Below are 24,579 nucleotides of genomic sequence, written 5' to 3' on the forward strand. Positions count from 1 at the left end.
ACGACAGCAACCCGGGAGGAAAAAATGTCGTCCAATCCGTTCAACCCAACCAGGAGGCAACTCCTTGCAGGAACCGCGGCGCTTACCGCTGCCGGGCTTGTGGGACTCCGCCCCAGCTTTGCCGCAGGCGTCGACTGGAAACGCTTTGCCGGGACGACGCTTGACGTCAATCTGGTGAAAAGTCCGCGCAGCGACACCATCCTGAAATATCTCGCCGAATTCGAGGAACTGACCGGCATCAAGGTCAATGCCGAGGCCACGCCCGAGCAGCAGCAGCGCCAGAAGACCGTAATCGAGTTGAGCTCGGGCAAGCCGAGCTTCGACGTCGTGCATCTGAGCTACCACGTGCAGAAGCGCCAGTTTGAAAAGGGTGGCTGGCTGGCCGACATCGCCGGCTATCTCGCAGACCCGTCGCTCACCGACCCGGGGCTGGTCGAAAGCGACTTCGCCGAGGCCGGCATGCTGTTTGCCAAGGACGGCCAGGGCGTGCTGCGCTCGCTACCCTTCTCGGTGGATTACTGGATCCTCTATTGGAACAAGGAGTTGTTTGAGGCCAAAGGCCTCAAATACCCCGAGACGTTCGAGCAACTGGTGGCCGCCGCCGAAGCGCTGACCGACCCGTCGACCAACACATACGGCTTCGTCGCCCGCGGGCTCAAGAACGCAAACACGCCGGTGTGGACGTCGTTGATGCTCGGCTACGACGTGACGCCGCTCGACGACAAGGGGAAGCTGCGCACCGAGGCTCCCGAGGCGATCGAGGCTGCTGCCCTCTATCAAAAATTGATGACCAAGTCCGCCCCTCCGGGCGTCACCGGGTTCAATTGGGCCGAAGCACAGTCGGCCTTCCTGCAAGGCAAGATCGGCATGTGGCTCGATGGCGTGGGTTTTGCCCCGCCGATGGAAAACCCGGAAAAATCGAGAGTGGTCGGCAAGGTCGGCTACGGCGTCATGCCCAAGGGTCCCAAGGCGCATGCCTCGGGCACCTTCGGCGACGGGATTGGCGTTACCGCCGCCAGCGAGAAGAAGGAGGCCGCCTATCTGTTCTGTCAGTGGGCCGTATCGCCAGCCATGGGCGCGCGGCTGTTGCAGGCCGGCGCTGGCGTTCCGTTCCGCAAATCCGTGCTGGAGGATCCCAAGGTGCGCGAAGGCGTCACCATGCCGGCAAGCTGGCTTGATGCCGTGATCGGCTCAGGCAATATCAGCCGGCTGGCGCTGCCGGTCATCATCCCCGTCACTGAATTCCGCGACATCTATGGCGTGGCGTTGACCAACATGATTGCCGCCGCCGATCCCGCCGCGGAGCTGAAGAAGGCCACCGAGCAGTTCCAGCCGGTTCTCGACAGGAGCGAGCAGGGCTGATGTCGGCCACCACCCCAGAACAAGCCGGGGTGACGATGCCGGTTATCGACGGGAGCCAGACGATCCGGCTGGCTCCCAATTACTGGCCTTTCGTTGTCCCGGCACTCGTCGTCGTCGGCGCCGTCATCGTCTTCCCCTGGGCTTTCACGCTGTGGATGAGCGTCAACCGCTGGACGCTCGGCCAGTCGCGGAGCTTTGCCGGGATGGAAAACTATCTCCGGTTGGCCAGCGATCCGCGGTTTTGGGAATCTCTGGTTCATACATTGACCTACACCTTCCTCTCGGTTGCAGCGCCGATGTTCCTGGGCACTCTGGCCGCCCTGATCTTCGATGCCAGGTTTCCGTTGCGCGGCCTGCTGCGCGGCGTCTTCGTCATGCCGATGATGGCAACACCCGTTGCCGTGGCATTGGTTTGGACAATGATGTTCCATCCCCAGCTTGGCGTGCTCAACTACCTGTTGTCACTGGTCGGCATCCCGGCTCAGGAATGGATCTTCAATGCCAACACGGTCATCCCGTCGCTGGTTGCGGTCGAGACCTGGCAGTGGACGCCGCTGGTCATGCTGATCGTGCTGGGTGGGCTGGCCTCGGTGCCGCGCGAGCCCTTCGAAAGCGCGGAGATCGACGGCGCCAATGCCTGGCAGCAATTCCGCTATCTCACTCTGCCGATGATCGCGCCGTTCCTGATGATCGCGGTCATCATCCGCACGATCGATGCGCTGAAGAGCTTCGATATCATCTACGCGATGACCCAGGGCGGGCCGGGCACGGCCTCGGAAACCATCAACATCTATCTCTACAACACCGCCTTTTCCTACTACGATATCGGCTACGGCTCGGCCATGGCCGTGGTGTTCTTCATTGTCATCGTGGCCCTGTCTTTTGTCCTCCTAATGCTGCGCCAACGCTCGCAGTGGATCGATACGGAGGGCAAATAGATGAGTTCGCGGCTGCTCAACCAGATCGGTCTGTTTTTCGCTGCCCTGGTTTTCGTCTCGCCGGCGATCCTGTTCTTCCTCTGGATGATCTCGTTGTCGCTGAAATTCGAGATCGACAACGGTGCCTATCCGCCGATCCTGATCCCCGAACGTTTCGCCTGGTCGAACTATGTGAAAGTGTTCGAGGAGAATAACTTCCTGCTCTATCTCTGGAATTCGGTTCTGGTGACCGGCACGGCCACGTTGTTAGCGCTGTTGATCGGCGTGCCGGCGGGCTATGGCATCGCACGGCTCAAGGCTGAACGGTCGGCGGTCGTCATCATGATAGCCCGCATGACGCCCGGGCTATCCTATCTCATCCCGCTGTTTCTGCTGTTCCAGTGGATCGGGATCCTCGGCACGCTGTGGCCGCAGATCATCATCCACCTGGTGGTGACGGTGCCGATCGTGGTCTGGGTGATGATCGGCTATTTCGAGACCACGCCGATGGAACTGGAAGAGGCGGCCAACATCGACGGCGCCAGCTCCTGGCAGGTGTTCCGGCTGGTCGCCCTGCCCATCGCCAAGCCGGGCATCGTCGTCGCCTTCATCCTGTCCGTCATTTTCTCATGGAACAATTTCGTCTTCGGCGTGGTGCTCGCCAGCCGAGAGACGCGCACACTGCCGGTCGCCGTCTACAACATGCTGTCCTACGAGCAGGTGAGCTGGGGGCCGCTCGCCGCGGCAGCGCTGGTGGTGACGCTGCCGGTGCTGATCCTGACCATGTTCGCGCAAAGGCAGATCGTGGCCGGGCTGACAGCCGGCGCCGTCAAGGCCGGCTGAGGGCGCGCCCGGACATTCTTTTCCAGGAAAGATCCAATGGCATCGGTAACGATCAACAACGTGCAGAAGGCCTTCGGGGCAACCAAGATCATTCACGACGTCAGCGTCGATATCGCCGACGGCGAGTTTGTCATCCTGGTCGGCCCGTCGGGATGCGGAAAGTCGACGCTCTTGCGTATGATTGCGGGACTTGAAACGATCTCCGGCGGAAAGATCGCCATCGGCGAGCGTATGGTCAACAATCTGCGGGCGCGAGATCGGAACATCGCCATGGTGTTCCAGAACTATGCGCTCTATCCGCATATGACGGTCGCCGACAACATGGGCTTTGCCCTGAAGATCAAGAAGGCCGATCCGGTCGACACCGCGGGCCGTGTCAGGAAGGCAGCCGGCATTCTCGGCCTGGAAAAGCTGCTTGACCGCTATCCGCGCCAGCTTTCCGGCGGCCAGCGCCAGCGCGTCGCGATGGGCCGCGCGATCGTACGCGACCCGCAGGTCTTCCTGTTCGACGAGCCGCTCTCCAATCTCGACGCCAAATTGCGCGTCCAGATGCGCGGCGAGATCAAGGCCCTGCACCAGCGGCTGGGTACCACGACGATCTATGTCACGCACGATCAGATCGAGGCCATGACCATGGCTGACAAGATCGTCGTGCTGCATGACGGCCTGGTCGAGCAGATCGGCGCGCCGCTGGACCTCTACGATCATCCGGCCAATCTCTTCGTTGCCGGTTTTGTCGGCTCGCCCGCCATGAACTTCATTGCCGGCCGCATCGAGGAGGGCGTTTTCCGCAGTGCCGGCGGGCTGATTCTGCCTCTGCCGGAAGGTGCCCACCCGGCGGATGCTGCAGGACGCGAACTCGTCTACGGCATTCGCCCGGAACATATCCGGGCAACCGGGCAGGGCATGCCGGGTACGGTCACGCTTCTCGAGGCGACCGGCTCGGAAATCTTCGCCAGGGTCGACTGCTCCGGTGAAGAAATCTCCTGCCTCTTCCGGGAGCGGCTTGCCCTCAAGCAAGGCGAAGGGGTGCGGATCGAGATCGACCGCGCATGTGCGCATCTGTTCGACGCAGAAACCGGTCGGCGCATCTGACTCGACGGTCCGGTGGATGTCGTGGTCAGCCTAGGTCGGCAACGCGAATTCACCGGCGAGTTCGATGGCGCGGCCTTCGCGGGCCGATCTCTGGGCGGCGAGGCCCATGACGACGGCCCACCAGCCGTCTTGCAAGGTCACCTCCACTTTGCCCTGTCCGCGTACCGCAGCGGTGAAGCGGGCGTGCTCGAAATAGGTCGAGCCGTTATGGTCGCCTGCCTCGAGCAGCCGGGGGTCGACGGGAATCTCCAGCAGGCGTGGTCCAGGCGGATTGCGAGGGCTAACGATCAACTGGGGCACTGGCGCGGGGCCAAGGTGGGTCGGCCAGAAGCGACCCGGTCCCGGCACCAGACATTCGATCTTTCCGTTGCTGCCGACAGCGCAAAGTTCCTCCTGGTAGCGGCTGCCCTCGGCGAACATGCACAGTTCTAGCATGGCGCGCGCGCCGCTCGCGAAGTCAACCAGCACGTAGCCATGGTCGAGAATATCCGGCCTCTCACCGCCATAGCTTTCGTCGAGATGGTTTACGGCCTGTCCCGCGCTCGCCATCACACGGACAGGGTCGGATTCGAGGATCAGCCGCATCAGATCGAAGAAGTGGCAGCACTTCTCGACGAACGTGCCGCCGGTGTTGCGGTTGAAGCGGTTCCAGTCGCCGATCTTGGCCAGAAAGGGGAAGCGGTGCTCGCGGACCGTCAGCATGCGGATGCCGCCGGTGGCGTGGCGCGCCTGCTCGATGAATTCGGCGACCGGGGGCATATAGCGGTATTCCATGGCCACCCAGACGAGCGGAAGCCGAGCTTTCAGCGCCGCGATCCACCCCTCGTCGGGGGCGTCGGTAAAGAGCGGCTTTTCCACCAGCACCGGCAGTGGTCGGAGTGCGGCGATCTCCTCCATCTGACTGAGGTGACGGTGGTTGGGGCTGGCAATTAAAACGCAGTCCACCTCGTCCATGGCCAGCAGTTCGGCGATCGATGCCGCCGATCGCGCCCCCGACGCCATCGCCAGCGACGCTGCCAACATGACGGGGTCCGGCTCGAAGATCGCGGCCACATGCGCGTCAGGCAACAGGGCAATGTTGCGGATGTGCTCCCGGCCCATCATGCCGCAGCCGATGATGCCGTAGCCGATCGATGATTTGGTCACCCGGCGTCTTCCTCCGGCCTATCTGAAACGCGTGACGTACCGCGCCGCGCCCGGATCGAACCAGCTGCGGGAATACTCTGCGCTGGCACCGTCGCCAGCCCAGGCGATACGTTCTATGAAACCCACAACCATCCCTGGCGGCGGCCTGAACTCGAGAGGAGCCCAGTCCGGCGCAGGCGCGAGGGCAACATGGTCTTCGGCACGAACGATCGAGAAGCCGAGCGCGAGCCGGTAGTGCAGATAGAGCGATTCCGACAGATCCTCGCGCTCGAGCCGCTCGGCGCGGCTGACGTCGAGCCAGATCTCCTCGACCGCGGCCGGCTCGCCGTCGAGCCGCCGCAGCCGGCGTATACGGTGGGCTTCGACTTCGCTGCCGAATTGCGGCAGGTCGGCGGGCTTGGGCAGCCGCTCGACCGACAGCACGTCGGCGCTTGGCAGGCCGCCACCGCCGATGCGCTCCAGGCGAAAGAAGGCATAGATCCCGAGCAAATCGCCGCGCGCCCGCACATAGTTGCCCGACCCCTGGATGCGGTCGAGAAGCCCCTTTTCGGTCAAATCTGCAAGCGCCCGCCTGAGCGTGCCGACGGCGATCCCCAGGCTCGCGGCCATCTCGCGCTCGGGCGGCAGCCGCGCCCCGTCGGCCAGCCGTCCGGCGGCGATTTCGCGGATCAGCATTTCGCTGGTCTGCAAGTGCACGGGCAAGGGGCCGCGCATCTGGCTCGATCGGTGGCCGGGATCGGCCCTTGTCAACTGCATCATGCGTCCCAATAGCATCCGGTTTTCGGGTCGGCGCCCAAAAATTGATACAGTATTGATCTACACCAAAACGAATGCTACGCAAGCGCCATTCGCAGCGCCGAACTTTCGTTGAAGAGTGGCCCGGACTTCTTTTTTGAAGAGTGGCAATGAGCATCGTCCCAATCACCTCGCCGGATCTCGACGCAGCCGAAGTTTCCTGGTTCGCCGCACTCTGCTCGGACGACTATCGTTTTCTCGGCGTGCCGGACGGGGCGTTGCGCTCGAGCTGGGCGCATTGCTCCGAGATCGTGAAGACGTCCGAGGAACTCGGCTTCCGCAACATCTTGTGCCCGTCGTCCTATCAGGTCGGCCAGGACACGCTGAGCTTCGTTGCCGGCTGCGCGCCGATCACGTCGAAGATCAATCTGCTCGCCGCTGTGCGCTGCGGCGAGATGCAGCCGATCATGCTGGCGCGCACGATCGCGACGCTGGACCACATGCTGGAAGGCCGGCTGACGGTGAACATCATTTCGTCGGACTTTCCGGGCGAGACGGCCGACAGCGCCTACCGATATCAGCGTTCCCGCGAGGTGGTGCAGATCCTGCGCCAGGCCTGGACCCGGGACAGCATCGATTTCGAGGGCGAGGTCTTTCGTTTCAAGGGGCTCTCGACGGCGCCGGCGAAGCCCTATCAGCAGAATGGCGGTCCACTGCTCTATTTCGGCGGTTATTCGCCCGATGCGCTCGAGCTTTGCGCCGAACAGTGCGACGTCTACCTGATGTGGCCGGAAACCAAGGAGGAGCTCGCCGGCCGCATGAAAGCCGTCCACGAACGTGCCAAGCGCCATGGGCGGACGCTCGACTACGGCCTGCGCGTCCACATGATCGTGCGCGATACCGAGGCCGAGGCAAAGGACTATGCCCGGGAGCTGGTGTCGAAGCTGGACGATGAGCAGGGCAGGGCGATCCGGGAGCGCGCGCTCGACGCCCGATCGCTCGGCGTATCGCACCAGGCCAAGAACCGCCAGATCGCCGATGCGCAAGGCTATGTCGAGCCGCATTTGTGGACGGGCGTCGGGCGGGCGCGCTCGGGCTGCGGCGCGGCGCTGGTGGGCTCGACCGATCAGGTTCTGTCGGAAATCGAGGCGTATATGAAGATGGGGATCCGCGCCTTCATCTTTTCCGGCTACCCGCATCTCGACGAGGCGCGTCATTTCGGCACCAAGGTGCTGCCCCAGCTCAAGACGTGCTCACTGCCGCACGCCTATGGCAGGGTGCCGGACCGGGTCCCGGCAACACCATTGGGAACGGAGGAGCGCCGCTGATGGAGCATGTCGTGTGCGATCCGCGCCTTTTGCGCAACGCCTTCGGGCGTTTCGCCACCGGTGTCACGGTCGTCACCACACGCACGGCCGACGGGCCGGTCGCGATCACTGCCAACAGCTTCTCATCCGTGTCGCTCGATCCGCCGCTGGTGCTCTGGTCGATCGGCCGCCACTCGCGCCGGTTCGAAGCCTTCGCCAATTCCGCGCACTACGCCATTCACGTGCTGGCGGAAGATCAAATCGATCTGTGCTGGCGCTTTTCGAAGTCGGGGACCGACTTTGCCGATCTTGACCTCTCGTGGAACGAGCACGGCGTGCCGCTGCTGCCACGGGCGTTGGCGCGGTTCGAATGCAGCGTCGCCGACCGCTTCCCGGCAGGCGATCATATGATCCTGCTTGGACATGTCCTTGAACTGGAGACGCAAGAGGGTTTGCCGTTGCTCTTTGCTGGCGGCAAGCCGCCGGCTCAAGAGGCGGGCTGATGACGGCCAGCGCCCCTCCGGGCTGGTGCCGTCGACTGGCGCACCACGAGATTGCAGGCGAGCTCGACGCGGCGCGGCGGCAACCCCGAATGGGCCATGTCATCGAGCAGCAGGCTAAGCGCCGCCGATCCGATCTCGCGCATGGGAATGTGCATCGCCGTCAGCGGCGGGTTGCAGAAGGCCGCCAGCGGCAGGTCGTCCATACCGACGACGGACACATCGCCAGGCACCGAATATCCGGCTTTCTGGACGCCGGCGATGGCACCAAAGGCCAGGCTGTCGCCGGCCGTCAGCACGGCGGTGAAATCAAGGCCGCGGGCCGCGATGCGCTCGGTCACGGCCTCGCTCGCAAGCTCGGGGAGCCAGTCCTGCACCTCGACCACGAGATCGTCGAAGCCGGCAATGCCGCCCGCGATCAGCGCGTCGCGCCAGCCTTCGTAGCGCCGCTCGATCGTGCGCCGGCCACGCCGCATCAGGAACAGGATGCGGCGGTGGCCGAGGCTGATCAGATGCTGCGCGGCAAGCATCGCGGCGGAGCGATTGCAGGGCGTCACGCTCGAATGGCGCATCGAGGGATCGTCGCCGTTGACGAGCACGATCGGCTTGGTAAAGCCGGCTGTCAGCGTCAGCACGTCATCGTCATCCAGCGTCAGAAAGAGGCAGCCGGCGACGCGGTCGTCGCGCTCGGACTCACGCAGAAGCGCGATTTCGTCTTCGGACGTCGCGACCGGCCGGGTCACCAGTTCGACGCCGAGCAACCGGGCGCGTTCGTTGAGCCCGTCGAGAACGTGATAGGTGAACTGATTGCGGGCGCTGTCGACCATTGCCACGCTGCTTGCGGCCAGGATGACCTTGCGGCCCGCAACCGAGGCGGGAATGGCGTAGTTCATCGACTTAGCCGTTTCGATGATCCTGGTGCGAAGCTCATCCCTCACGCCACCGACCCCGCTCAGCGCACGGGAGGCGGTGCTGACCGACACGCCGCAACGCGCCGCGATCTCTTCAAGTCGAATGCGGCGGCTGGGGCGGCCGCGCTTGCCTTGGATCGTCATCCGCTCCCGCATCTCCGACAAAGTCACCTAGGTTAATGCAAAAAATTTTCAGATTGCGCAAGAAAAATGCCTGTGAAACAGTTCTGTTGAAGCGGGAGAAACGGGAGGAGTGATGCCGCTGTCGGCCGAACGCCTGAATTCCGCGCTTGCCAGCCTCGTGGCCGGCATGACCGGCTTGCGCCATGACGGGCGGTTCCACGAGCCGAATCTCGACGGGACGGCGGGCGACTACGTCAGCTTCGACAGTTGGGAATGGCCGCAGGGCGTCGGGCTCTACGGGCTGGTCCGGCTGTGGGCGCTGACCGGTGATGATCGGCTGCTGCAGACGATCGAGGCCTGGTACGACCGACGCATCGCTGCCGGTCTCCCGGCGTTGAACGTCAACACCACCGCACCTCTGCTGGCGCTAAGCGAATTGTGGCGGCGCCGGCGCCAGCCGCGCTTTGAGCCGGTCTTGCGCGAATGGGCCGAGCGGGTGGTCACCGGCTTGCCGCGGACGCCCGAAGGCGGTTTCCAGCACGATGTTTCGGACCGGGTCAACGACGACGAATTGTGGGACGATACGCTGTTCATGGTGGCGCTGTTCCTCGCATCCTACGGCCAGGCTGCCGGCCAGCGTCGCTTCGTCGAGGAAGCGGAACGGCAATTCCTGGTCCACGCCCGTTATCTCGCCGATCCGGCATCCGGGCTGTGGTTTCACGGCTGGACGTTCGCGGGCCGGCACAATTTCGCCCGCGCCCTTTGGGCGAGAGGCAATGCCTGGATCACCGTGGGTATCCTCGATCTGGTGGAGTTCGCCGAAATTGCGCCTTCGGTTCGGGCCTATCTGCTCGGCGTGCTGGAGACGCAGATCAAGGCCCTGCTCGAGGTGCAGGCAGGTTCGGGCGCATGGCATACTCTGCTCGACGACCCGACTTCCTACGAAGAGATTTCTGCCACGGCCGGTTTCGGCTACGGCTTGATGAAGGCCGCGCGGCTCGGAATCGGTTCGACAGAGTGCCGTGCCGCCGGTCTCCGCGCCTTGGAAGCTGTGGTGGCCAACATCGATGACAAAGGTGTGGTGGCGAACGTGTCCTATGGCACACGCATGGGCCCCGACCTGCAGTTCTACCGCGACATACCGATCCATCCGACGGGCTACGGGCAGGCGTTGGCCATTCTATGCCTGACCGAAGGGGCGCGGCGTCTGCAGGCGAAGGTGGAGGCGGCATGATGCGGACGCTCTACGGCGCGTCGCCGGCCGACATTGCCGGCATGGACACGGACCGGCTGAGGGCCGAGTTCCTGGTCGACGGCCTGTTCCGGCCTGGCGCGATAGAATTCGTCTACACCCATGTCGACCGCATGATCGTCGGTGGCGCGCTGCCGCTGGCCAACCCGCTGACATTCGGTAACGGGGCCGAAGTCGGCACCCCGCTCTTCTTTGACGCGCGCGAGATGGGCATCGCCAATCTCGGCGGCAATGGCGCAGTCGCGGTGGACGGCAGGCGCTTTCCCGTGGCTAACCGCGACATCGTCTATGTCGGACGCGGAGCACGCGAGGTGATGCTGGAGAGCGACGATCCGGAGAGGCCGGCACATTTCTACATGAACTCGGTTCCGGCCGGCGCTGATATTGCGCATCGTCTCATCGTCAGCAGCGAAGCCAAGCCGCTTGTGCTCGGCGAGGAGGCTCGCGCGAACAGGCGCACGCTGCGCATGTACATCCATCCCGAAGTGGCCCCGTCCTGCCTCTTGCTGATGGGGATCACCGACCTCGCACCGGGCAGTGTGTGGAACACCATGCCGCCGCATCTGCACGAGCGGCGCATGGAAGCTTATTGCTACTTCGACCTCGCCAAGGCCGACCGTGTGGTCCATCTGATGGGCCGGCCGGACAATACGCGCCACCTGATGGTCGCCGACGGTGACGTCGTCCTGTCGCCTGCCTGGTCTATCCACATGGGCGCAGGAACCGGCCCCTATGCCTTCGTCTGGGGCATGACCGGCGAGAACCAAGCCTACACCGATGTCGATCCGGTTGCCGTGAAGGATTTGCGATGAGCGAGGCCTCGCAAAGCATTCAGACCGACTTTACGCTGCGCCGGCCGCTCATGGCGGGGCAGCCAATCGTCTACTGGCGACTGGGGTCTATCCCCGAGCAACGCTACGACGTGGCCGACCAGCCCATGCAAGGCGAGATGGATCCCTTCTTCTTCCTGACCAAGCACAAGAATTTCATTCCGCATGAATATCCATGCCGCACGCAGTTCGCGGCGGAACGCCGCGGCAAGCGACCTCAGGTCAGCGCCGAATTCGGCGCCGAGCGCGTCTGGCTGCCCTTCGCCTCGCCCCGCGTCGACCTGTCGGGCTTCTGGTTCCGGCCGACGGTGCTTGGAACCTGGGCCGAAACCACCATCGAGGCGGCCTCGACTGGCGAGGCGCTGGTGCGGCTGCGCACATGCGGCGGCGCCATGCTCTTTGCCAATGGCGAGGAAGCCGGCTGGATGGCGCCCTACGGCCGCAATCTGGAAAGTGCTGAGGATTTCAAGATCGCGCTGAAGGCCGGCCGCAACGACATTCGCATATGGTTCGACGACCTCGCCGAGCGCGATGCCCGCTATTATTTCCAGCTCGATTATCTGTCGGGTCCGGCTGCTTCGGTCGCACTGCCGGTCGAGGTGGCGGGCGGTGTCGCCAGCGCGATGGAGGCGGCTCTCGACGATATGCATTTCGAGCGGCCCGCCTATGACGGCGGCGAGGTGGCGCTGGTCACCGGAGTGGCCCTGCCGTGCGACGCGCAAATCGAGGTCGAGATCGAGGGCGATTTCATGTCGATCGAGGCGCCGGTGCGCTTCGCCTTCGATCTGCCGGCGGGCCAGACGCGCCTGCCGATCGCCGATACCGAGCAACTGCCGGCCGACTTTCGCCATTTCAAGGTGACGCTGACGGTCGCAGGCTATTCCGTATCGCGTGTCTTCGGCGTCGAGATCTGCCACGCGCGCCGTCAGGGCGAGGCACCGGAAACGCTTGCGGCGCGTATCGATGAAGCCCTGCGCGAGGTCGCCGGTCACGCCGAGGCTGACACAGTACGCGCGCTGGCGCGCCTGGCGATCGGGCAGGAGGGCGCCGAGACCGACGCCATGATCTCCGGCACGCTGCCGGCGATCGAGGATTGTCACGATTGCGCCGACTTCATCCTGGTGCCGCTGCTGTGGTGCCGCAAGGCCTATGGCGATCGGCTGGAAGTGAGCCTGCGCGCGCGCGTCGACAACGCCATTCTCGGCTATCGCTACTGGATGGACGAGCCCGGCAACGATGTGCAGTGGTACTTCTCCGAGAACCACGCGCTGCTCTTCCACACCGCCGCCTATATTGCCGGTGGCCTGTTGGCTGACGCACGCTTCGTGCGATCGGGCCGCCTTGGCCGCGAGCAGTCCGCAGTTGGAGCCGCGCGGGTGCGGGCCTGGCTCGACCATTTCGAGGCATGGGAGGTGGCCGAGTTCAACTCGGCGCCCTATTTCCCGATCGACCTCAAGGGCTTGTGTGCGCTCTACGCGCTGGCCCCGGACAAGGACATCGCCGAACGTGCCGGCAAAGCAATCATACGCCTGCTTGAAATCGTCGCCCGCTCGGCCCATCGCGGCATTCTCACCGGGGCGCAGGGCCGCTCTTATGAGCACACGCTACGCGCGGCGCGTTCCCTGGAGCTATCGGGCATCTGCCGCATGCTCTGGGGCAAGGGCAATTACGGCATGCGCTTTCACGCGCTGCCGCAGCTCGCACTCTGCCTGCGGGACCACGGCTTGAGCGTTCCGGACGGGTTGGCGGCAGTTGCTTCCCTCACCGACGATACGGCGTGGGAATGGACTTTCGCGCAGGGACAGGACCGCTTCGCGCGGCTCTACCATTACAAGACGCGTGACCATGCAATGGGCAGCGCCGCCGGCTATCGCTGGAACCACTGGGGTTATCAGGAGACAGTCATTCACGCCCGGCTGGGCAAGAATCCGGATGCGCAGATCTGGATCAACCACCCGGGCGAGGTGCTGCAGTCGGGGTATGGCAGGCCGTCTTACTGGGGCGGCTCAGGCACTTTGCCCCGGGTTCACCAATACCGCGACCTCGCCCTCGTCAGCTTCTCCTGCTCGGATGAACAGCCCGACTTCACGCACGCCTGGTTCCCGGCAAGTGCCTTCGATGCCGTGCAAGTGGATCGCGATCGGGCGTCTGGGCAATCCGGCGACGCCTTCGTCTTGCTGAAGACGGATGTGCCGCTCACGCGGGTCGAGGCGGGCCCGACGGCCGGCAATGAGTTGCGGGCGGCGGGACGTAGGACGACATGGATCGTTCGCCTCGGTGACCGGGATGCCAATCTGCCGGCGCTCGATGCTTGGGCTGCCGCTTTTGGGGGCCTGTCGGTGCGGTCCGGCCCTGACGGCGAGTTGATCGTCGAGGATCCGGAGTACGGCACGGTGCGCTTCCTCGCCGACGCAAGGATCGTGGCTGAGGGACGTACACTCGATCCGGCCAACTGGATCGTGCGCGGTGAGGCGAAGCGCATGAAACGCAAAGAGTAGGGAGGAATCGGCTGCGACCCTCAAGAGGAGAGGGCGTGGCAGCTTGAATCATCGGGCGCTGCCCCGGATAAAGGAGGAGACGAAGCATGAATAAGACCCGCACTTTGCTGGCCGCGTTATCGGTCAGCCTGCTCGCATCGACCAGCGCGTTTGCCGGCGACGTGCGCATCATGTGGTATTCGGACGGTGTCGAAGGCGATGTCATCCAGGACATTCTGAACCGTTTCATGAAGGACAATCCCGATATCCACGTCACGCTCGACAATGTCGCCTACAAGGTGATCCAGGAGCAGCTGCCCATCCAGCTCGAAGCTGGCCAGGGCCCGGACATCGCCCGCGTCACAAACATCAAGGAGCTCGCCCAGCACTGGCTCGATCTCAGGCCGTTGGTGGCCGACCCGAAATATTGGGAGGACAATTTCAGTGACACGCTGGACTGGATGCGCCCCGACGGCTCCAACGCCATCCCAGGGTTCATGACCCAGCTCACGCTCACCGGCGGCTTCGCCAACAAGACGCTGTTCGAACGGGCCGGCGTGCCGCTGCCCGGCGACAAGGCGACCTGGGACGACTGGGTCAACGCCGCCGCCGAGGTGGCGAAGAGTCAGCAGCTTCCGGCGGCCTTCGCGATCGACCGCTCCGGCCACCGCATTTCGGGTCCGAATGTCTCCTTCGGGGCGAACTACATCGGACCCGATGGCACGCCGGCGAAAGTGGACGACGGCACCAAGGCATTCGTCGGCAAGCTCGTCGACTGGACCTCCAAGGGTCTGATGCTGAAGGATACCTGGGTGTCGGCGGCAGGCTCGACCTACCGCGCGGCCGCCGACGACTTCATCAACGCCCAGATCCCGTTCTATTATTCGGGCAGCTGGCAGGTCGCCAATCTGTCGACCAAGATCGGCGACAGTTTCGACTGGGTGGCGACCGGCTCGCCCTGCGGCCCCGCAGGCTGTTCGGGCGTGAAAGGCGGCGCGGCGCTGGTCGCCATCAAATACACGAAGAACCCCAAGGACGTCGCCAAGGTCATGGATTATCTGGCCCGCGAAGACGTGGTGAAAGAGTTCAGCGAACGCACGCTGTTTCTGCCCGCGCACAAGGGCATCGTCGAGAAGGGCGGACTGAAATGGGATTCGGCCGACAAGAATGTCGGTCCGGCGCTCGACAAGTTCGTCAAGGCGGCGGGTGAAACCCTGCCGGCGGCCGATGCGCTGCCGCCGTGGAAGTGGGCCAACGCTTATTTCGCCGCGCTGGTGACGCGCGTCAGCCAGGTGATGGCCGGCGAACTCAGCCTCGACGATGCCTGGGGCAGGATCGACCAGGATATCGCCGACAAGGTTGCCGAGGCGAAGTGACCGCCGCCGCGACACTGGCATGGACTGGCGCCGCTCTGGCGGCGCCGGTCGTCTGGCTGGCGTCGATCGTCAACGTGCCGCTCAAGTTCTGGCAGCGCGCGACGGGCACCGGCGGCATGGCCGCCTTCTTCCTCGCCCCAAACATGGCGATCTTCGGCATTTTCGTGCTGGTGCCGCTGGTCATCAACTTCTTCTATTCGGCCACGTCAGGAACGGCCTACTTCCTGCAGGACCGAACCTATGTGGGGCTGGAGCAATATCGGCGCCTGCTCGATTGCGGCAGCTACCTGGATACTGCCACTTGCCACGAGGATCTCTTCTGGAAGGCCGTGCACAATACGGGCCTGTTCGTCGTCGTGCAGGTGGCGCTGATGACGGTCGTGTCGATGGCGACCGCGCTGATCCTCAACCGCGAGATCGTGGGGCGCAGTTTCTGGCGCGCGGTGTTCTTCTTTCCGGTGCTGCTGTCGCCCGTCGTCACCGGCCTGATCTGGCGCTGGATCCTGCAACGCCAGGGCCTGCTGAACCTGATCGTCCATGATCTGGGCGGCGAGCCGCACAACTGGCTGACCGACCGTTTCTGGGCTTTCACCGCCGCCGTCGGGGTTTCGGTCTGGGCACATATGGGCTTCTATACGCTCATCCTGCTTGCCGGATTGCAGGCGATCCCGCGCGACCTTTACGAGGCGGCCGAGATGGACGGCACGAAGCCGGCGCGGGTGTTCTGGCGCATCACGCTGCCGCTGCTGATGCCGAACCTGCTTGTCGTCATCGTGCTGGCGCTGATCCGCGCCGTGCAGATCTTCGACGAAGTCTATGTGCTGACGGGTGGAGGGCCAGGAACCTCGACCCTCTATATCACGCAGTACATCTATGAGATCGGCTTCGCCTCCCTGCTGCGCAATCCGGGGCTGGCTTCGGCGGCTTCGATCCTGATGGGGTTGGTGCTGGTCGTGCTCACCTTGCTTCAGCTGCAGGTCGGACGCCGGGGTGAGCGGAAAGAGGCGCGCGAATGAGCGGGGTCATGACATTCCTGACCCGCCGGCGCGGCGGTCGCGGCTGGCACTGGACGGATATCGTGAGCTGGTTGTGGCTGCTCGGCGGCGTTGTCATCATGTTCGGTCCGGCCGTCTGGCTGGTGGGTTCGTCGTTCAAGACACCGGCACAGCTCGCCGAGTTCCCGCCGACCATAATGCCTTATGTCAGCCAACAGGCGAGGGTCGAAGGCTACGACAAGCCGCTGACCCTCTACAGAGTGAAGCTGCCGGATGGTTCGACCAAGGTGCTGGCCGAGGTGCGCCGCATCGGCATCGTGGCGCAGATGGTGGACCCACAGGCGCCGAACGATATCGTGAAGGTCAACATCGCCGACCGGCAGCCGGTGCGCGAAATCGGCTTCGCGACGGAGAACTACACCGGGCCCTTCGTCCATTTCGACTTCCTGCGCTATCTGCGCAATTCGGTTTTTGTAACCGCTATGGCGACGCTGATCACGCTGCTCACCAATTCGATGGCCGCCTTCGCTTTGTCGAAATACAAGTTCCGCGGCCGCGATCTGACGATGCTTGTGATCGTCGGTACGCTGATGGTGCCGCTGTCGGTAATCCTGGTGCCGCTCTATTCGGTGGTGGGCGCCGTCGGGCTGCTCGATTCGCTCTGGGGCGTGATCTTGCCGACCGTAGCGACGCCGACCGGCGTCTTCCTGCTGCGCCAATACATGCTGACCATTCCGGATGAGCTGCTCGATGCGGCGCGCATGGACAACGCTTCCGAATGGCAGATCTACTGGCGCATCGTGTTGCCGCTTGCAGCACCGGCGCTCGCGGTGCTGGCGATCTTCTCGGTCGTCTGGCGCTGGAACGACTTTCTGTGGCCGCTGGTGGTGCTGTCGCGCAAGGAGCTCTACACACTCCAGGTCGGCCTCAATACCTATGCCGGCCAGCTCAACGTGCAGTGGCACTACATCCTGGCGATGACCGTGGTGACGATGATTCCCGTCGTCCTCGTCTTCGTCTTCCTGCAGCGTTACATCACTTCCGGCATTGCCGGCACCGGGCTGAAGTGAGGACGCCATGGGACGGATAACGCTGACCAACATCGATCGCGCTTTCGGCAAGATGAAGATCTTGCACGGCATCAATCTCGACGTCGGCGACGGCGAGATGTTGGTCCTCGTCGGCCCGTCGGGTTGCGGCAAGTCCACGCTGCTGCGGTTGATTGCCGGGCTCGATCGGCCGACCGATGGCAAGATCGAGATCGACGGGGTCGACGTCACCAATGTTTCGGCCGCGCAGCGCGGTCTGGCGATGGTGTTCCAGTCTTATGCGCTCTACCCGCACATGAGTGTGCGCCAGAACCTCGCCTTCGGGCTCGAAAACATCCGTATGCCGAAAGCCGAGATCGACGCGCGGATCACGGAGGCGACGCGCATGCTGGAAATTGCTCCCTATCTCGACCGCCGGCCCGGTCAATTGTCGGGCGGCCAGAAGCAGCGCGTGGCGATCGGCCGTGCGGTGGTGCGCAATCCGACCGCCTTTCTACTCGATGAACCGCTGTCCAACCTCGATGCCGAACTGCGAATCAGCATGCGCGCTGAACTGGCGGCCCTGCACAAGCGGCTGGCAACCACGATGATCTACGTCACCCATGACCAGATCGAAGCGATGACGCTGGCGGACCGCATCGTGGTAATGCGCTCGGGGCGGATCGAGCAGGTCGGCCGGCCGCTCGATCTCTACAACGCGCCGGCCAACCTGTTCGTCGCCGGCTTCATCGGCGCGCCGCGGATGAACCTGCTGCCGGTGAAGGTGCGTTCGGTAAACGCCGCCGAAGTGCATGTCGAAGGTCCGGGCGGGCTGTCGGCCTCGGTCGCGGCTGACGGGGTCGCGCTGAAACCGGGAGACGACGCGACGCTTGGCATCCGGCCACACGACATCGAACTTTCCGACGGCAGCAAGGGATCGGTGGAAGCGCGGGTAACGCTTGCCGAGGCGTTGGGACCGGAAACCGTTGTCCACGCCACCATCGCCGGCGACAGCAAGCTGATCGCCGTTCTCAAGCAGCAGGGCGTTGAAACGCAAGGCCCGCCGATCAGCCTCGCTCTGCCGCCGGAGCGCATGCATCTCTTCGATGCCGCCGGGCTGCGCGTCGCACCGCGTTAGCCGGTGGCATCGGCGCGACACTCCCAAGGGCCAGTTTTCCTGACGCTGCTGTCCACATTGACGTTGCGCTTGACTCGTCCATATTATCCATAATAAATCATACATATTGCCGTGAAAAAAGACGGCAAGTCGGGAGGACCAATGAAAATCACGGCCATCAAGGCGCGCGTCTGCAATGCGGAAATGCGCAACTGGGTCTTCGTTCGGGTCGAAACCGACGAGCCCGGACTGTTTGGCTGGGGTGAGGCAACACTGGAATGGAAGACCCGAGCCGTCGTTGGAGCGCTTCAGGACCTTGAGGCACTGCTCATCGGGCAAGATCCGCGCAACGTGGAGCAGTGCTACCAGATACTTACGCGCCACGGATTTTGGCGTCTTGGCGTCGAGGGAATGTCTGCCGTCAGCGGCATTGAGATCGCGCTCTGGGACATCCTGGGCAAATCATTGGGCGTCCCCGTCTGGCGCCTTCTGGGCGGCCAGGTCCGCGACTATCTGCGCACCTACACGCATCTTGGCCTCGGAGACATGAAAGCGGTCTATGAGACCGGATCCGCGGACGCGATCGTGGAACGCGGACGCATCGTGACGCAAGCAGGCTACGACGCGGTCAAGGTCGTCTGCATCCCTTATACCCACTACGTATCGCCTGCGAAGGCAGTCGATTCTGTTGCCAACATGGTTGGCTCACTTCGCGAGGCCATAGGTCCGGACATCGACATCATGGTCGATTTCCATGGACGCCCTGCGTCCGTTAACGCGGCGATGGACTACCTCAGGGCAATCGAGCCGGCCCGCATCATGTTCGCGGAAGAACCCGTGCCGCCCGAAGATGTTGCCGGACTGGCGCATATCACGGCGCGATCGGCTGTGCCGATCGCTTCCGGCGAGCGGCTGATCGGACGTCGCGAATTCACGCACTCGATCGCAGCCCGTGCCTTCAACATTGCCCAGCCTGATATCTGCCACACTGGTGGTCTGCTCGAGACAAAGAAGATCGCGGCTATGGCGGAAACCGCGGGTATCGGCCTTGCGCCGCACAACCCGCTCGGTCCGATCGCCGGTGTGGCTGCTCTTCACTTCGGCATATCGACGCCAAACGTCGTCATTCAGGAGGAGATGTCCGGTGCCGTCGCCTGGTACGACGACGTCGTTACCTGGCCAATTCAGCGTAAACCGGGCCGCTGGAACCTGCCCGAACTGCCGGGCCTTGGCGTCACCGTCAATGAAGACGTCATCGCGCGTCACCCCTTCAAGCAGGAAGTGCTGCATGCCCGCAACGCCGTCATGCCGGACGGCACCGTGGTCGACTGGTGAATGCAATGGCAGGCCGGCTGCAAGGAAAGATCGCAATCGTCACGGGAGCGGGCCAGGGCATCGGTGCCGCCACCGCCCGCGCCTTTGCGATGCATGGGGCAAAGACCGTTATTGCCGAACTGAATGCGGCAAGCGGGAAAGCGATCGCCGACGAATTGCGTGCCAAAGGCGCCGACGCCCTGTTCATCGAGACGGACGTCACAGACGCATCCGCGGTCGCCGACATGGTCGCCCGGACGATCACGACCTATGGCGGCGTCGACGTTCTCGTCAACAATGCCGGTGCCAACGTCTTCTACGAACCATTGCTGATGCCGGATGAGGAATGGGAGCGCTGTCTCAAGCTCGACCTCCAGGCCGCGTGGTTCTGCGCCAAGGCGGTTTTGCCGAACATGCTGGCGAACGGCTCGGGGTCTATCGTCAACATAGCAAGCTGTCACGCTTTCCAGATCATTCCCCATACCTTCCCGTATCCGGTCGCCAAGCATGCGCTTGTGGGTCTCACCCGCTCGCTCGCCATCGAATATGCCGCGCGCGGTATCCGGGTGAACGCGATAGCACCCGGCTATATCGAGACGCCGATCGCGGAAGCCTATTGGAACACATTCCCGAACCCCGCCGAGGAGAAGCGGCGAGCCTACGACCTCCATCCGCCCAAGCGCATTGGCCGGCCGGACGAGGTTGCAATGACGGCGGTTTTCCTCGCTTCGGACGAAGCGCCGTTCATAAATGCCGAGACGATCACCATCGATGGTGGGCGCTCGGTTCTCTACCACGACTAGCAACCACCATAGAGCTCTCAGGGAGGATCTTCATGAAAACCACAACAAAGGCTTTGGCGACATTTGCGATACTGGCTGCCGGACTGATGAGTGGCGCAGCAAGCGCGGAAGACATCAAGATCGGCTACATCAACAAGATGGGTGACCATCCATGGTTTGTCGCCGAAGTTGGCGGCGCCAAGAAAGCGGCTGAGGCGGCAGGGGCCGCGTTCGTGTCGCAGGACGTCCAGTTCGATGCCAATTTGACGATCACGACCTTTGATACGATGGTCGGCGATGGTGTGAAAGGCATCGCGATCGTCGTCCCAGACAAGGCACTGGGACCGGTCATCGCGGAAAAGGCAAAGGCCGCAAAAATTCCCTTGGTGGCGGTCGACGACGACATCTACTACCAGGATGGCACCAGGTCCCCTATGTCGGAATGAATGCGTACAACATCGGCGCGCGGGTGGGCGAAGAGCTTGCCAAGCTCTACAAGGCCGACGGCTGGGCGGGCAAAGAGGTGCGCATCGCCTCGATCGAGGACCGCAAGGCGGATACCTGCATGCAGCGCAACAAGGGCGCGGAAGAAGCGTTCCTGAAGGCGGTGCCCGATTTCAAGCCGGGGAATATCGTGCGCGTCCCCTACGACAACACTATGGTCAACGCCATCGACGTGATGACCACCACGTTGACGGCCAATCCCAGCGTCACGAACTGGATATTCTACTCATGCAACGATGATGGCGTGCTGGGTGGTGCGCGAGCACTGGAGAATGCCGGCTATACCGCAGACCAGGGCATGGGGATAGGCATCGACGGGAGCCGCGCCTGCGACGCCTTCGGATCAGGGAAGCCTTCGGCATTCCGTGGCACGATGTGGCTCAATTCGGCAAATCACGGCGCACTGGCGGTGAAGATCTTGTTGGCCTCCATCAAGGATGGAACGAAGCTACCCGTTCAGTCCTTCACCGACCCGGAATACATCACCGCCGACAATTTTGCGTCGGACTACAAAGCCAAGCTCTGCCACTGAACCGGCTATGCGTCATGCGCCGCAGGGCGCATGACGCTCTTTGGGCCGGCAGTTCGTCAGCGGGCACACGCCACCGACACGGGATCGATCCTCGGGAGTGAGCTTTGATGCAATCGGATTTCTTCTCGCTCGATAGGATATCGAAGCGCTTCGGCGTCGTGCAGGCGCTCGACAACGTCTCGATTGCTTTTCGGCCGGGGGAGGTGCTTGCCCTGGTTGGCGAGAATGGGGCTGGCAAATCGACGATGATGCGAATTCTCGAGGGCGTGTTCGCACCGGACACCGGCACCGTGCTGCACGGTTCCACGCCGATCGTTTTCGGCGAGCCGCGCGACAGCCACAGAGCCGGAATACGCGTCATCCATCAGGAGCCGGAGATCGTTCCGAACCTGACGGTGGCCGAGAACATTTTCGTTGGGGAACTGCCGCGGTTGGCAGGCGTCCTGCTCGACTGGCACAGGCTCGAGGAGCAGACCGACCGGGTGCTTGCGACCTTCGGCATGCAACAGGATATGCGGCCGCGGCAACTCTGCAGCACGCTCGGTCCGGCGCAACGTCAGATGATCGAAATCATGCGCGCCATACGTGCCGGCGGCCGGCTGATCGCATTCGACGAGCCGACCTCGTCACTGACCGACGACGAAGCGCGCCGTCTGTTTTCAGTAATACGCCGGCTGCGCGAAGAAGGCACTTCGATCGTCTACATCTCTCACAGGCTGAACGAGATCATCGACCTTGCGGATCGCATTGTCGTTTTGCGGGATGGCCGGCTGGTCGACGATTCCCCGGCGGCAGGTGCTAGCGAGCAAACCATAGCCAAGCTTATGGTCGGCCGCGACATTGCCGATCTGTTTACGCGCGAGACGTGGCAATCGGGAAAACTGTTGCTGGACGTGGCGGGCCTGACCACCGACCGCGTCACCGATGTGAGCCTCAAGATCCGCCGCGGCGAGGTGCTCGGCATCGCCGGCCTTATGGGGGCGGGGCGATCCGAATTGGCAAAGGCGATTGTCGGCTATGATCGGCGCCTCGGCGGAACCATAGCGATGAATGGCGTGCCCGTTGGCCCCAACAGTCCGCATGCAGCGATCGTGGCGGGCATCGGCTTCGCCCCCGAAGACCGCAAGCACGAAGCCCTGCTGCTGTTCCGAAGCATTCTTGACAATGCATCGCTTTGCGTGCCCGACAAGACGTCGACCTTCGGCTTCTTCAACCGGCGAAAGGCGCTGGAGATTGTCTCACCGCTCGCAGCAAAAATGTCGATCAAGGCGCCCAACCTCGACGAACAGGTTTCGAAGCTGTCGGGTGGAAATCAACAGAAGGTCGTTCTCGCGCGCTGGCTTGCCCGGCAGCCGATGCTTCTCATCCTCGATGAACCGACCCGCGGCATCGACATCGGCGCCAAGGCGGAAATCTATCGCCTGATCGATGAACTCGCCGCCAGCGGCATCGGCATAATCCTGATTTCCTCGGAAATGCCCGAACTGATCGGGCTAGCCGACAGGGTGCTCGTCATGGCTGGAGGCCGGATCACGGCCGAACTTTCCCGCCCCGACATCGACGAGACCACGATCCTGAAACACGCCATGCCGCAATCTGTACCATCGCTCGGAGGACAAATTCAGTGAACAGCCTTGAGCTTAGGACAGCAACAACACAAACCGACAAAAGGCGCGCTTCCTTGCGCATCGCAGAGCGCATCGGCATTCACAACATAAGCCTTCTTGTTGCTCTCGCCATTCTCGTGCTCATCTTCGGCACCCTGAGAGGCGATGTGTTCTTCTCCAGCCGAAACCTGCTGAACATTGGCCTGGGCATCACCATCCTGGGCGTTCTGGCGATGAGCCAGACCGTGGTCATTGTCGCGGGCGGACTTGATATCGCCGTCGGCGCAATTGTGGGTCTGACCACTGTATCGACGGCAATGGCCATCCAGTCGACGGGCTCGCCCGCAGCCGGTATTCTTGCCGGCCTGGTTCTGGGCGGTCTTGCCGGTCTCGTGAATGGCATCATCATCACCTATGGGCGGGTCAATGCAGTCATCGCGACACTCGGTACGATGGCGATTTTCCGCGGCATCGCATTCATCATGTCCGATGGGCAATCGATCGCGATTTTCAGCGACACTTTCCGCTTCATAGGGATCGGACGAATCCTCGGCCTGCCTCTGCTGATCTGGATTCTTTTCCTGACCGCGATCGTGTTCCATCTCTTCCTGGCGCGCTCGATCATTGGCCGCAACATCTATGCTCTGGGCGGCAATCCCGTTGTCGCACGCTTCTCTGGCATCAATATCAACCGCTACCGCGTCGGTATCTACATCATGAGTGGAGTGGCGGCCGGATTGGCCGGGATTCTGCTTGCTGCTCGTACCGGCTCGGGGCAGCCCGTTTCCGGATCCCAGGGCCTGGAGCTCGAGGCCATCACGGCGGCCGTGCTGGGTGGCTGCGCCTTGCAGGGCGGGAAGGGCACGATTGTCGGCGCGCTCCTCGGCGTCGCCATCATTGGCGTGCTCAACAACGGAATGATACTGACGTCCGTGCCAACCTTCTATCAGTTGCTTGCCAAGGGCTCGCTGCTGATACTTGCTGTGGTAATTGCCGAGTACCACTTGAACAGGACATGACGATGGACGCGGCGATCGCTTCGACTGGTCAAGCTAGGCAAGACCTTCCTGCCGGAGATGGCGCCACGTCATCGCTCAAGGATCGCATCGCACGCGATCTCGGACAACGCATCCTCGCCGGCTCCTACGCGCAGAACTCCGTACTTCCGACGGAAGCCGAACTTTGCGTCATCTACGGCGCGAGCCGCACGGCCCTTCGCGATGCTCTTCTCACGCTTTCGGCCAAAGGATTGATCGAAGCGCGCAAGCGGGCCGGGACGCGTGTGCGCGCATCGAGCGAATGGAACAGGTTGGATGCACAGGTTCTCGAATGGATGCGCGACATCGAGCCAGATCTCGATTTCGTCCGTGGACTGATCGAGGCGCGGCTCGTCATTGAACCCGCTGCGGCCCAACTTGCGGCCAAGATGGCGACGTCAGGCGATCTCGCGGTCATCGAAGCGGCGTATGAGGCCATGCGCATTGCTCCGGAGGACGATCTCGCTGCGTGTCTTGATGCCGATGTCAGATTTCATACCGCCATCCTTCGTGCCAGCCGCAACCCGGTATTCGCCAATCTCGGCAATATGCTCGCGGCGGCCCTCAGCTTCTCCTTCCGATTGACCACATCGGCCACCGCTAACTATCAGCAGACACTCAGCGCGCATGGCGACGTGCTGGAGGCAATTAGGATGCGCAGGGCCGACGACGCTCATGATCAGATGAAAGCGCTCATCGGGATCGCGTCGAATGACCTTCTTGCAGTGGCTCGCAAAGGCCGCCATCAACAGCCGATCGCCTCTGCCAGGGCCGATACCGTCTGAATTA

At 63.1% G+C, this 24,579-nt stretch carries 23 protein-coding genes; 20 read left to right on the forward strand and 3 right to left on the reverse strand.

Annotated elements, in window-relative coordinates; genetic code table 11:
- Positions 1-24 precede the first annotated feature (24 nt).
- The 4 genes from NKI85_RS22170 to NKI85_RS22185 are packed head-to-tail and all read left to right on the forward strand — an operon-like array spanning position 25 to position 4,217.
- Positions 25-1,362 (forward strand): extracellular solute-binding protein, encoded by a 1,338-nt coding sequence (locus NKI85_RS22170; protein ID WP_352527011.1) that lies wholly within the window; start codon positions 25-27, stop codon positions 1,360-1,362.
- A 35-nt stretch (positions 1,363-1,397) separates the two neighbouring features.
- A complete protein-coding gene (locus NKI85_RS22175) occupies positions 1,398-2,300 on the forward strand; it encodes a carbohydrate ABC transporter permease (protein WP_502896139.1) in 903 nt (300 codons plus the stop codon).
- On the forward strand, positions 2,301-3,122 hold the full coding sequence (locus tag NKI85_RS22180; protein ID WP_352777901.1) for a carbohydrate ABC transporter permease: 822 nt from the start codon (positions 2,301-2,303) through the stop codon (positions 3,120-3,122).
- A gap of 36 nt (positions 3,123-3,158) precedes the next feature.
- On the forward strand, positions 3,159-4,217 hold the full coding sequence (locus NKI85_RS22185; RefSeq protein ID WP_352527013.1) for an ABC transporter ATP-binding protein: 1,059 nt from the start codon (positions 3,159-3,161) through the stop codon (positions 4,215-4,217).
- Positions 4,218-4,247: 30 nt separating this feature from the next.
- Here the strand turns inward: NKI85_RS22185 and NKI85_RS22190 are convergent, their stop codons facing one another.
- The gene (locus NKI85_RS22190; protein ID WP_352527070.1) at positions 4,248-5,321 is read right to left on the reverse strand and encodes a Gfo/Idh/MocA family protein; all 1,074 of its coding nucleotides are present in this window, start codon (positions 5,319-5,321) and stop codon (positions 4,248-4,250) included.
- Positions 5,322-5,381: 60 nt separating this feature from the next.
- A complete protein-coding gene (locus NKI85_RS22195) occupies positions 5,382-6,038 on the reverse strand; it encodes a GntR family transcriptional regulator (protein ID WP_352527014.1) in 657 nt (218 codons plus the stop codon).
- A gap of 230 nt (positions 6,039-6,268) precedes the next feature.
- On the opposite strand from NKI85_RS22195, the gene NKI85_RS22200 reads away from it, so the two are divergent.
- The gene (locus tag NKI85_RS22200; RefSeq protein ID WP_352527015.1) at positions 6,269-7,426 is read left to right on the forward strand and encodes an LLM class flavin-dependent oxidoreductase; all 1,158 of its coding nucleotides are present in this window, start codon (positions 6,269-6,271) and stop codon (positions 7,424-7,426) included.
- Positions 7,426-7,908, forward strand: a complete 483-nt coding sequence (locus NKI85_RS22205) for a flavin reductase family protein (RefSeq protein WP_352527016.1) — start codon at positions 7,426-7,428, stop codon at positions 7,906-7,908. The genes NKI85_RS22200 and NKI85_RS22205 overlap by 1 nt, the downstream gene beginning before the upstream one ends.
- On the opposite strand, the gene NKI85_RS22210 is transcribed toward NKI85_RS22205, so the two are convergent.
- Positions 7,893-8,960 carry a LacI family DNA-binding transcriptional regulator gene (locus NKI85_RS22210; RefSeq protein WP_352527017.1) on the reverse strand — a complete coding sequence of 356 codons (1,068 nt, stop codon included), beginning with the start codon at positions 8,958-8,960 and terminating at the stop codon, positions 7,893-7,895. The genes NKI85_RS22205 and NKI85_RS22210 overlap by 16 nt on opposite strands.
- A gap of 112 nt (positions 8,961-9,072) precedes the next feature.
- Between NKI85_RS22210 and bglB the strand changes: the two genes are divergently transcribed.
- The 14 genes from bglB (at position 9,073) to NKI85_RS22280 (ending at position 24,575) form a co-directional block, all read left to right on the forward strand.
- On the forward strand, positions 9,073-10,173 hold the full coding sequence (bglB, locus tag NKI85_RS22215) for a beta-galactosidase BglB (RefSeq protein WP_352527018.1): 1,101 nt from the start codon (positions 9,073-9,075) through the stop codon (positions 10,171-10,173).
- Complete coding sequence (kduI, locus tag NKI85_RS22220; protein WP_352527019.1) at positions 10,170-11,003, forward strand: 5-dehydro-4-deoxy-D-glucuronate isomerase; 834 nt, start codon at positions 10,170-10,172, stop codon at positions 11,001-11,003. The genes bglB and kduI overlap by 4 nt, the downstream gene beginning before the upstream one ends.
- Complete coding sequence (locus tag NKI85_RS22225; RefSeq protein WP_502896136.1) at positions 11,000-13,519, forward strand: hypothetical protein; 2,520 nt, start codon at positions 11,000-11,002, stop codon at positions 13,517-13,519. The genes kduI and NKI85_RS22225 overlap by 4 nt, the downstream gene beginning before the upstream one ends.
- An 86-nt stretch (positions 13,520-13,605) precedes the next feature.
- The gene (locus NKI85_RS22230; RefSeq protein WP_352777906.1) at positions 13,606-14,874 is read left to right on the forward strand and encodes an ABC transporter substrate-binding protein; all 1,269 of its coding nucleotides are present in this window, start codon (positions 13,606-13,608) and stop codon (positions 14,872-14,874) included.
- Positions 14,871-15,890: a carbohydrate ABC transporter permease gene (locus tag NKI85_RS22235; RefSeq protein ID WP_502896135.1), complete on the forward strand. Its 1,020-nt coding sequence runs from the start codon at positions 14,871-14,873 to the stop codon at positions 15,888-15,890. The genes NKI85_RS22230 and NKI85_RS22235 overlap by 4 nt, the downstream gene beginning before the upstream one ends.
- Positions 15,887-16,939 carry a carbohydrate ABC transporter permease gene (locus NKI85_RS22240; protein WP_352527021.1) on the forward strand — a complete coding sequence of 351 codons (1,053 nt, stop codon included), beginning with the start codon at positions 15,887-15,889 and terminating at the stop codon, positions 16,937-16,939. The genes NKI85_RS22235 and NKI85_RS22240 overlap by 4 nt, the downstream gene beginning before the upstream one ends.
- Positions 16,940-16,946: 7 nt before the next feature.
- Positions 16,947-18,035: an ABC transporter ATP-binding protein gene (locus tag NKI85_RS22245; RefSeq protein WP_352527022.1), complete on the forward strand. Its 1,089-nt coding sequence runs from the start codon at positions 16,947-16,949 to the stop codon at positions 18,033-18,035.
- 141 nt (positions 18,036-18,176) lie between these two features.
- Positions 18,177-19,349: a galactonate dehydratase gene (gene dgoD / locus NKI85_RS22250; RefSeq protein WP_352527023.1), complete on the forward strand. Its 1,173-nt coding sequence runs from the start codon at positions 18,177-18,179 to the stop codon at positions 19,347-19,349.
- A 5-nt stretch (positions 19,350-19,354) separates the two neighbouring features.
- Positions 19,355-20,131 carry an SDR family oxidoreductase gene (locus tag NKI85_RS22255; protein WP_352527024.1) on the forward strand — a complete coding sequence of 259 codons (777 nt, stop codon included), beginning with the start codon at positions 19,355-19,357 and terminating at the stop codon, positions 20,129-20,131.
- A 32-nt stretch (positions 20,132-20,163) separates the two neighbouring features.
- Complete coding sequence (locus NKI85_RS22260; RefSeq protein WP_352527025.1) at positions 20,164-20,556, forward strand: substrate-binding domain-containing protein; 393 nt, start codon at positions 20,164-20,166, stop codon at positions 20,554-20,556.
- Positions 20,553-21,146 (forward strand): substrate-binding domain-containing protein, encoded by a 594-nt coding sequence (locus tag NKI85_RS22265; RefSeq protein ID WP_352777908.1) that lies wholly within the window; start codon positions 20,553-20,555, stop codon positions 21,144-21,146. Before NKI85_RS22260 ends, NKI85_RS22265 begins: the two co-directional genes overlap by 4 nt.
- A gap of 107 nt (positions 21,147-21,253) precedes the next feature.
- Positions 21,254-22,774: a sugar ABC transporter ATP-binding protein gene (locus NKI85_RS22270; RefSeq protein ID WP_352527027.1), complete on the forward strand. Its 1,521-nt coding sequence runs from the start codon at positions 21,254-21,256 to the stop codon at positions 22,772-22,774.
- Positions 22,771-23,772: an ABC transporter permease gene (locus NKI85_RS22275; protein ID WP_352527028.1), complete on the forward strand. Its 1,002-nt coding sequence runs from the start codon at positions 22,771-22,773 to the stop codon at positions 23,770-23,772. The genes NKI85_RS22270 and NKI85_RS22275 overlap by 4 nt, the downstream gene beginning before the upstream one ends.
- A 2-nt stretch (positions 23,773-23,774) precedes the next feature.
- A complete protein-coding gene (locus NKI85_RS22280; RefSeq protein ID WP_352527029.1) occupies positions 23,775-24,575 on the forward strand; it encodes a FadR/GntR family transcriptional regulator in 801 nt (266 codons plus the stop codon).
- Positions 24,576-24,579 lie beyond the last annotated feature (4 nt).

Origin of the sequence: Mesorhizobium sp. M0571, from assembly GCF_040320985.1 — a bacterium.
GTDB lineage: Bacteria > Pseudomonadota > Alphaproteobacteria > Rhizobiales > Rhizobiaceae > Mesorhizobium.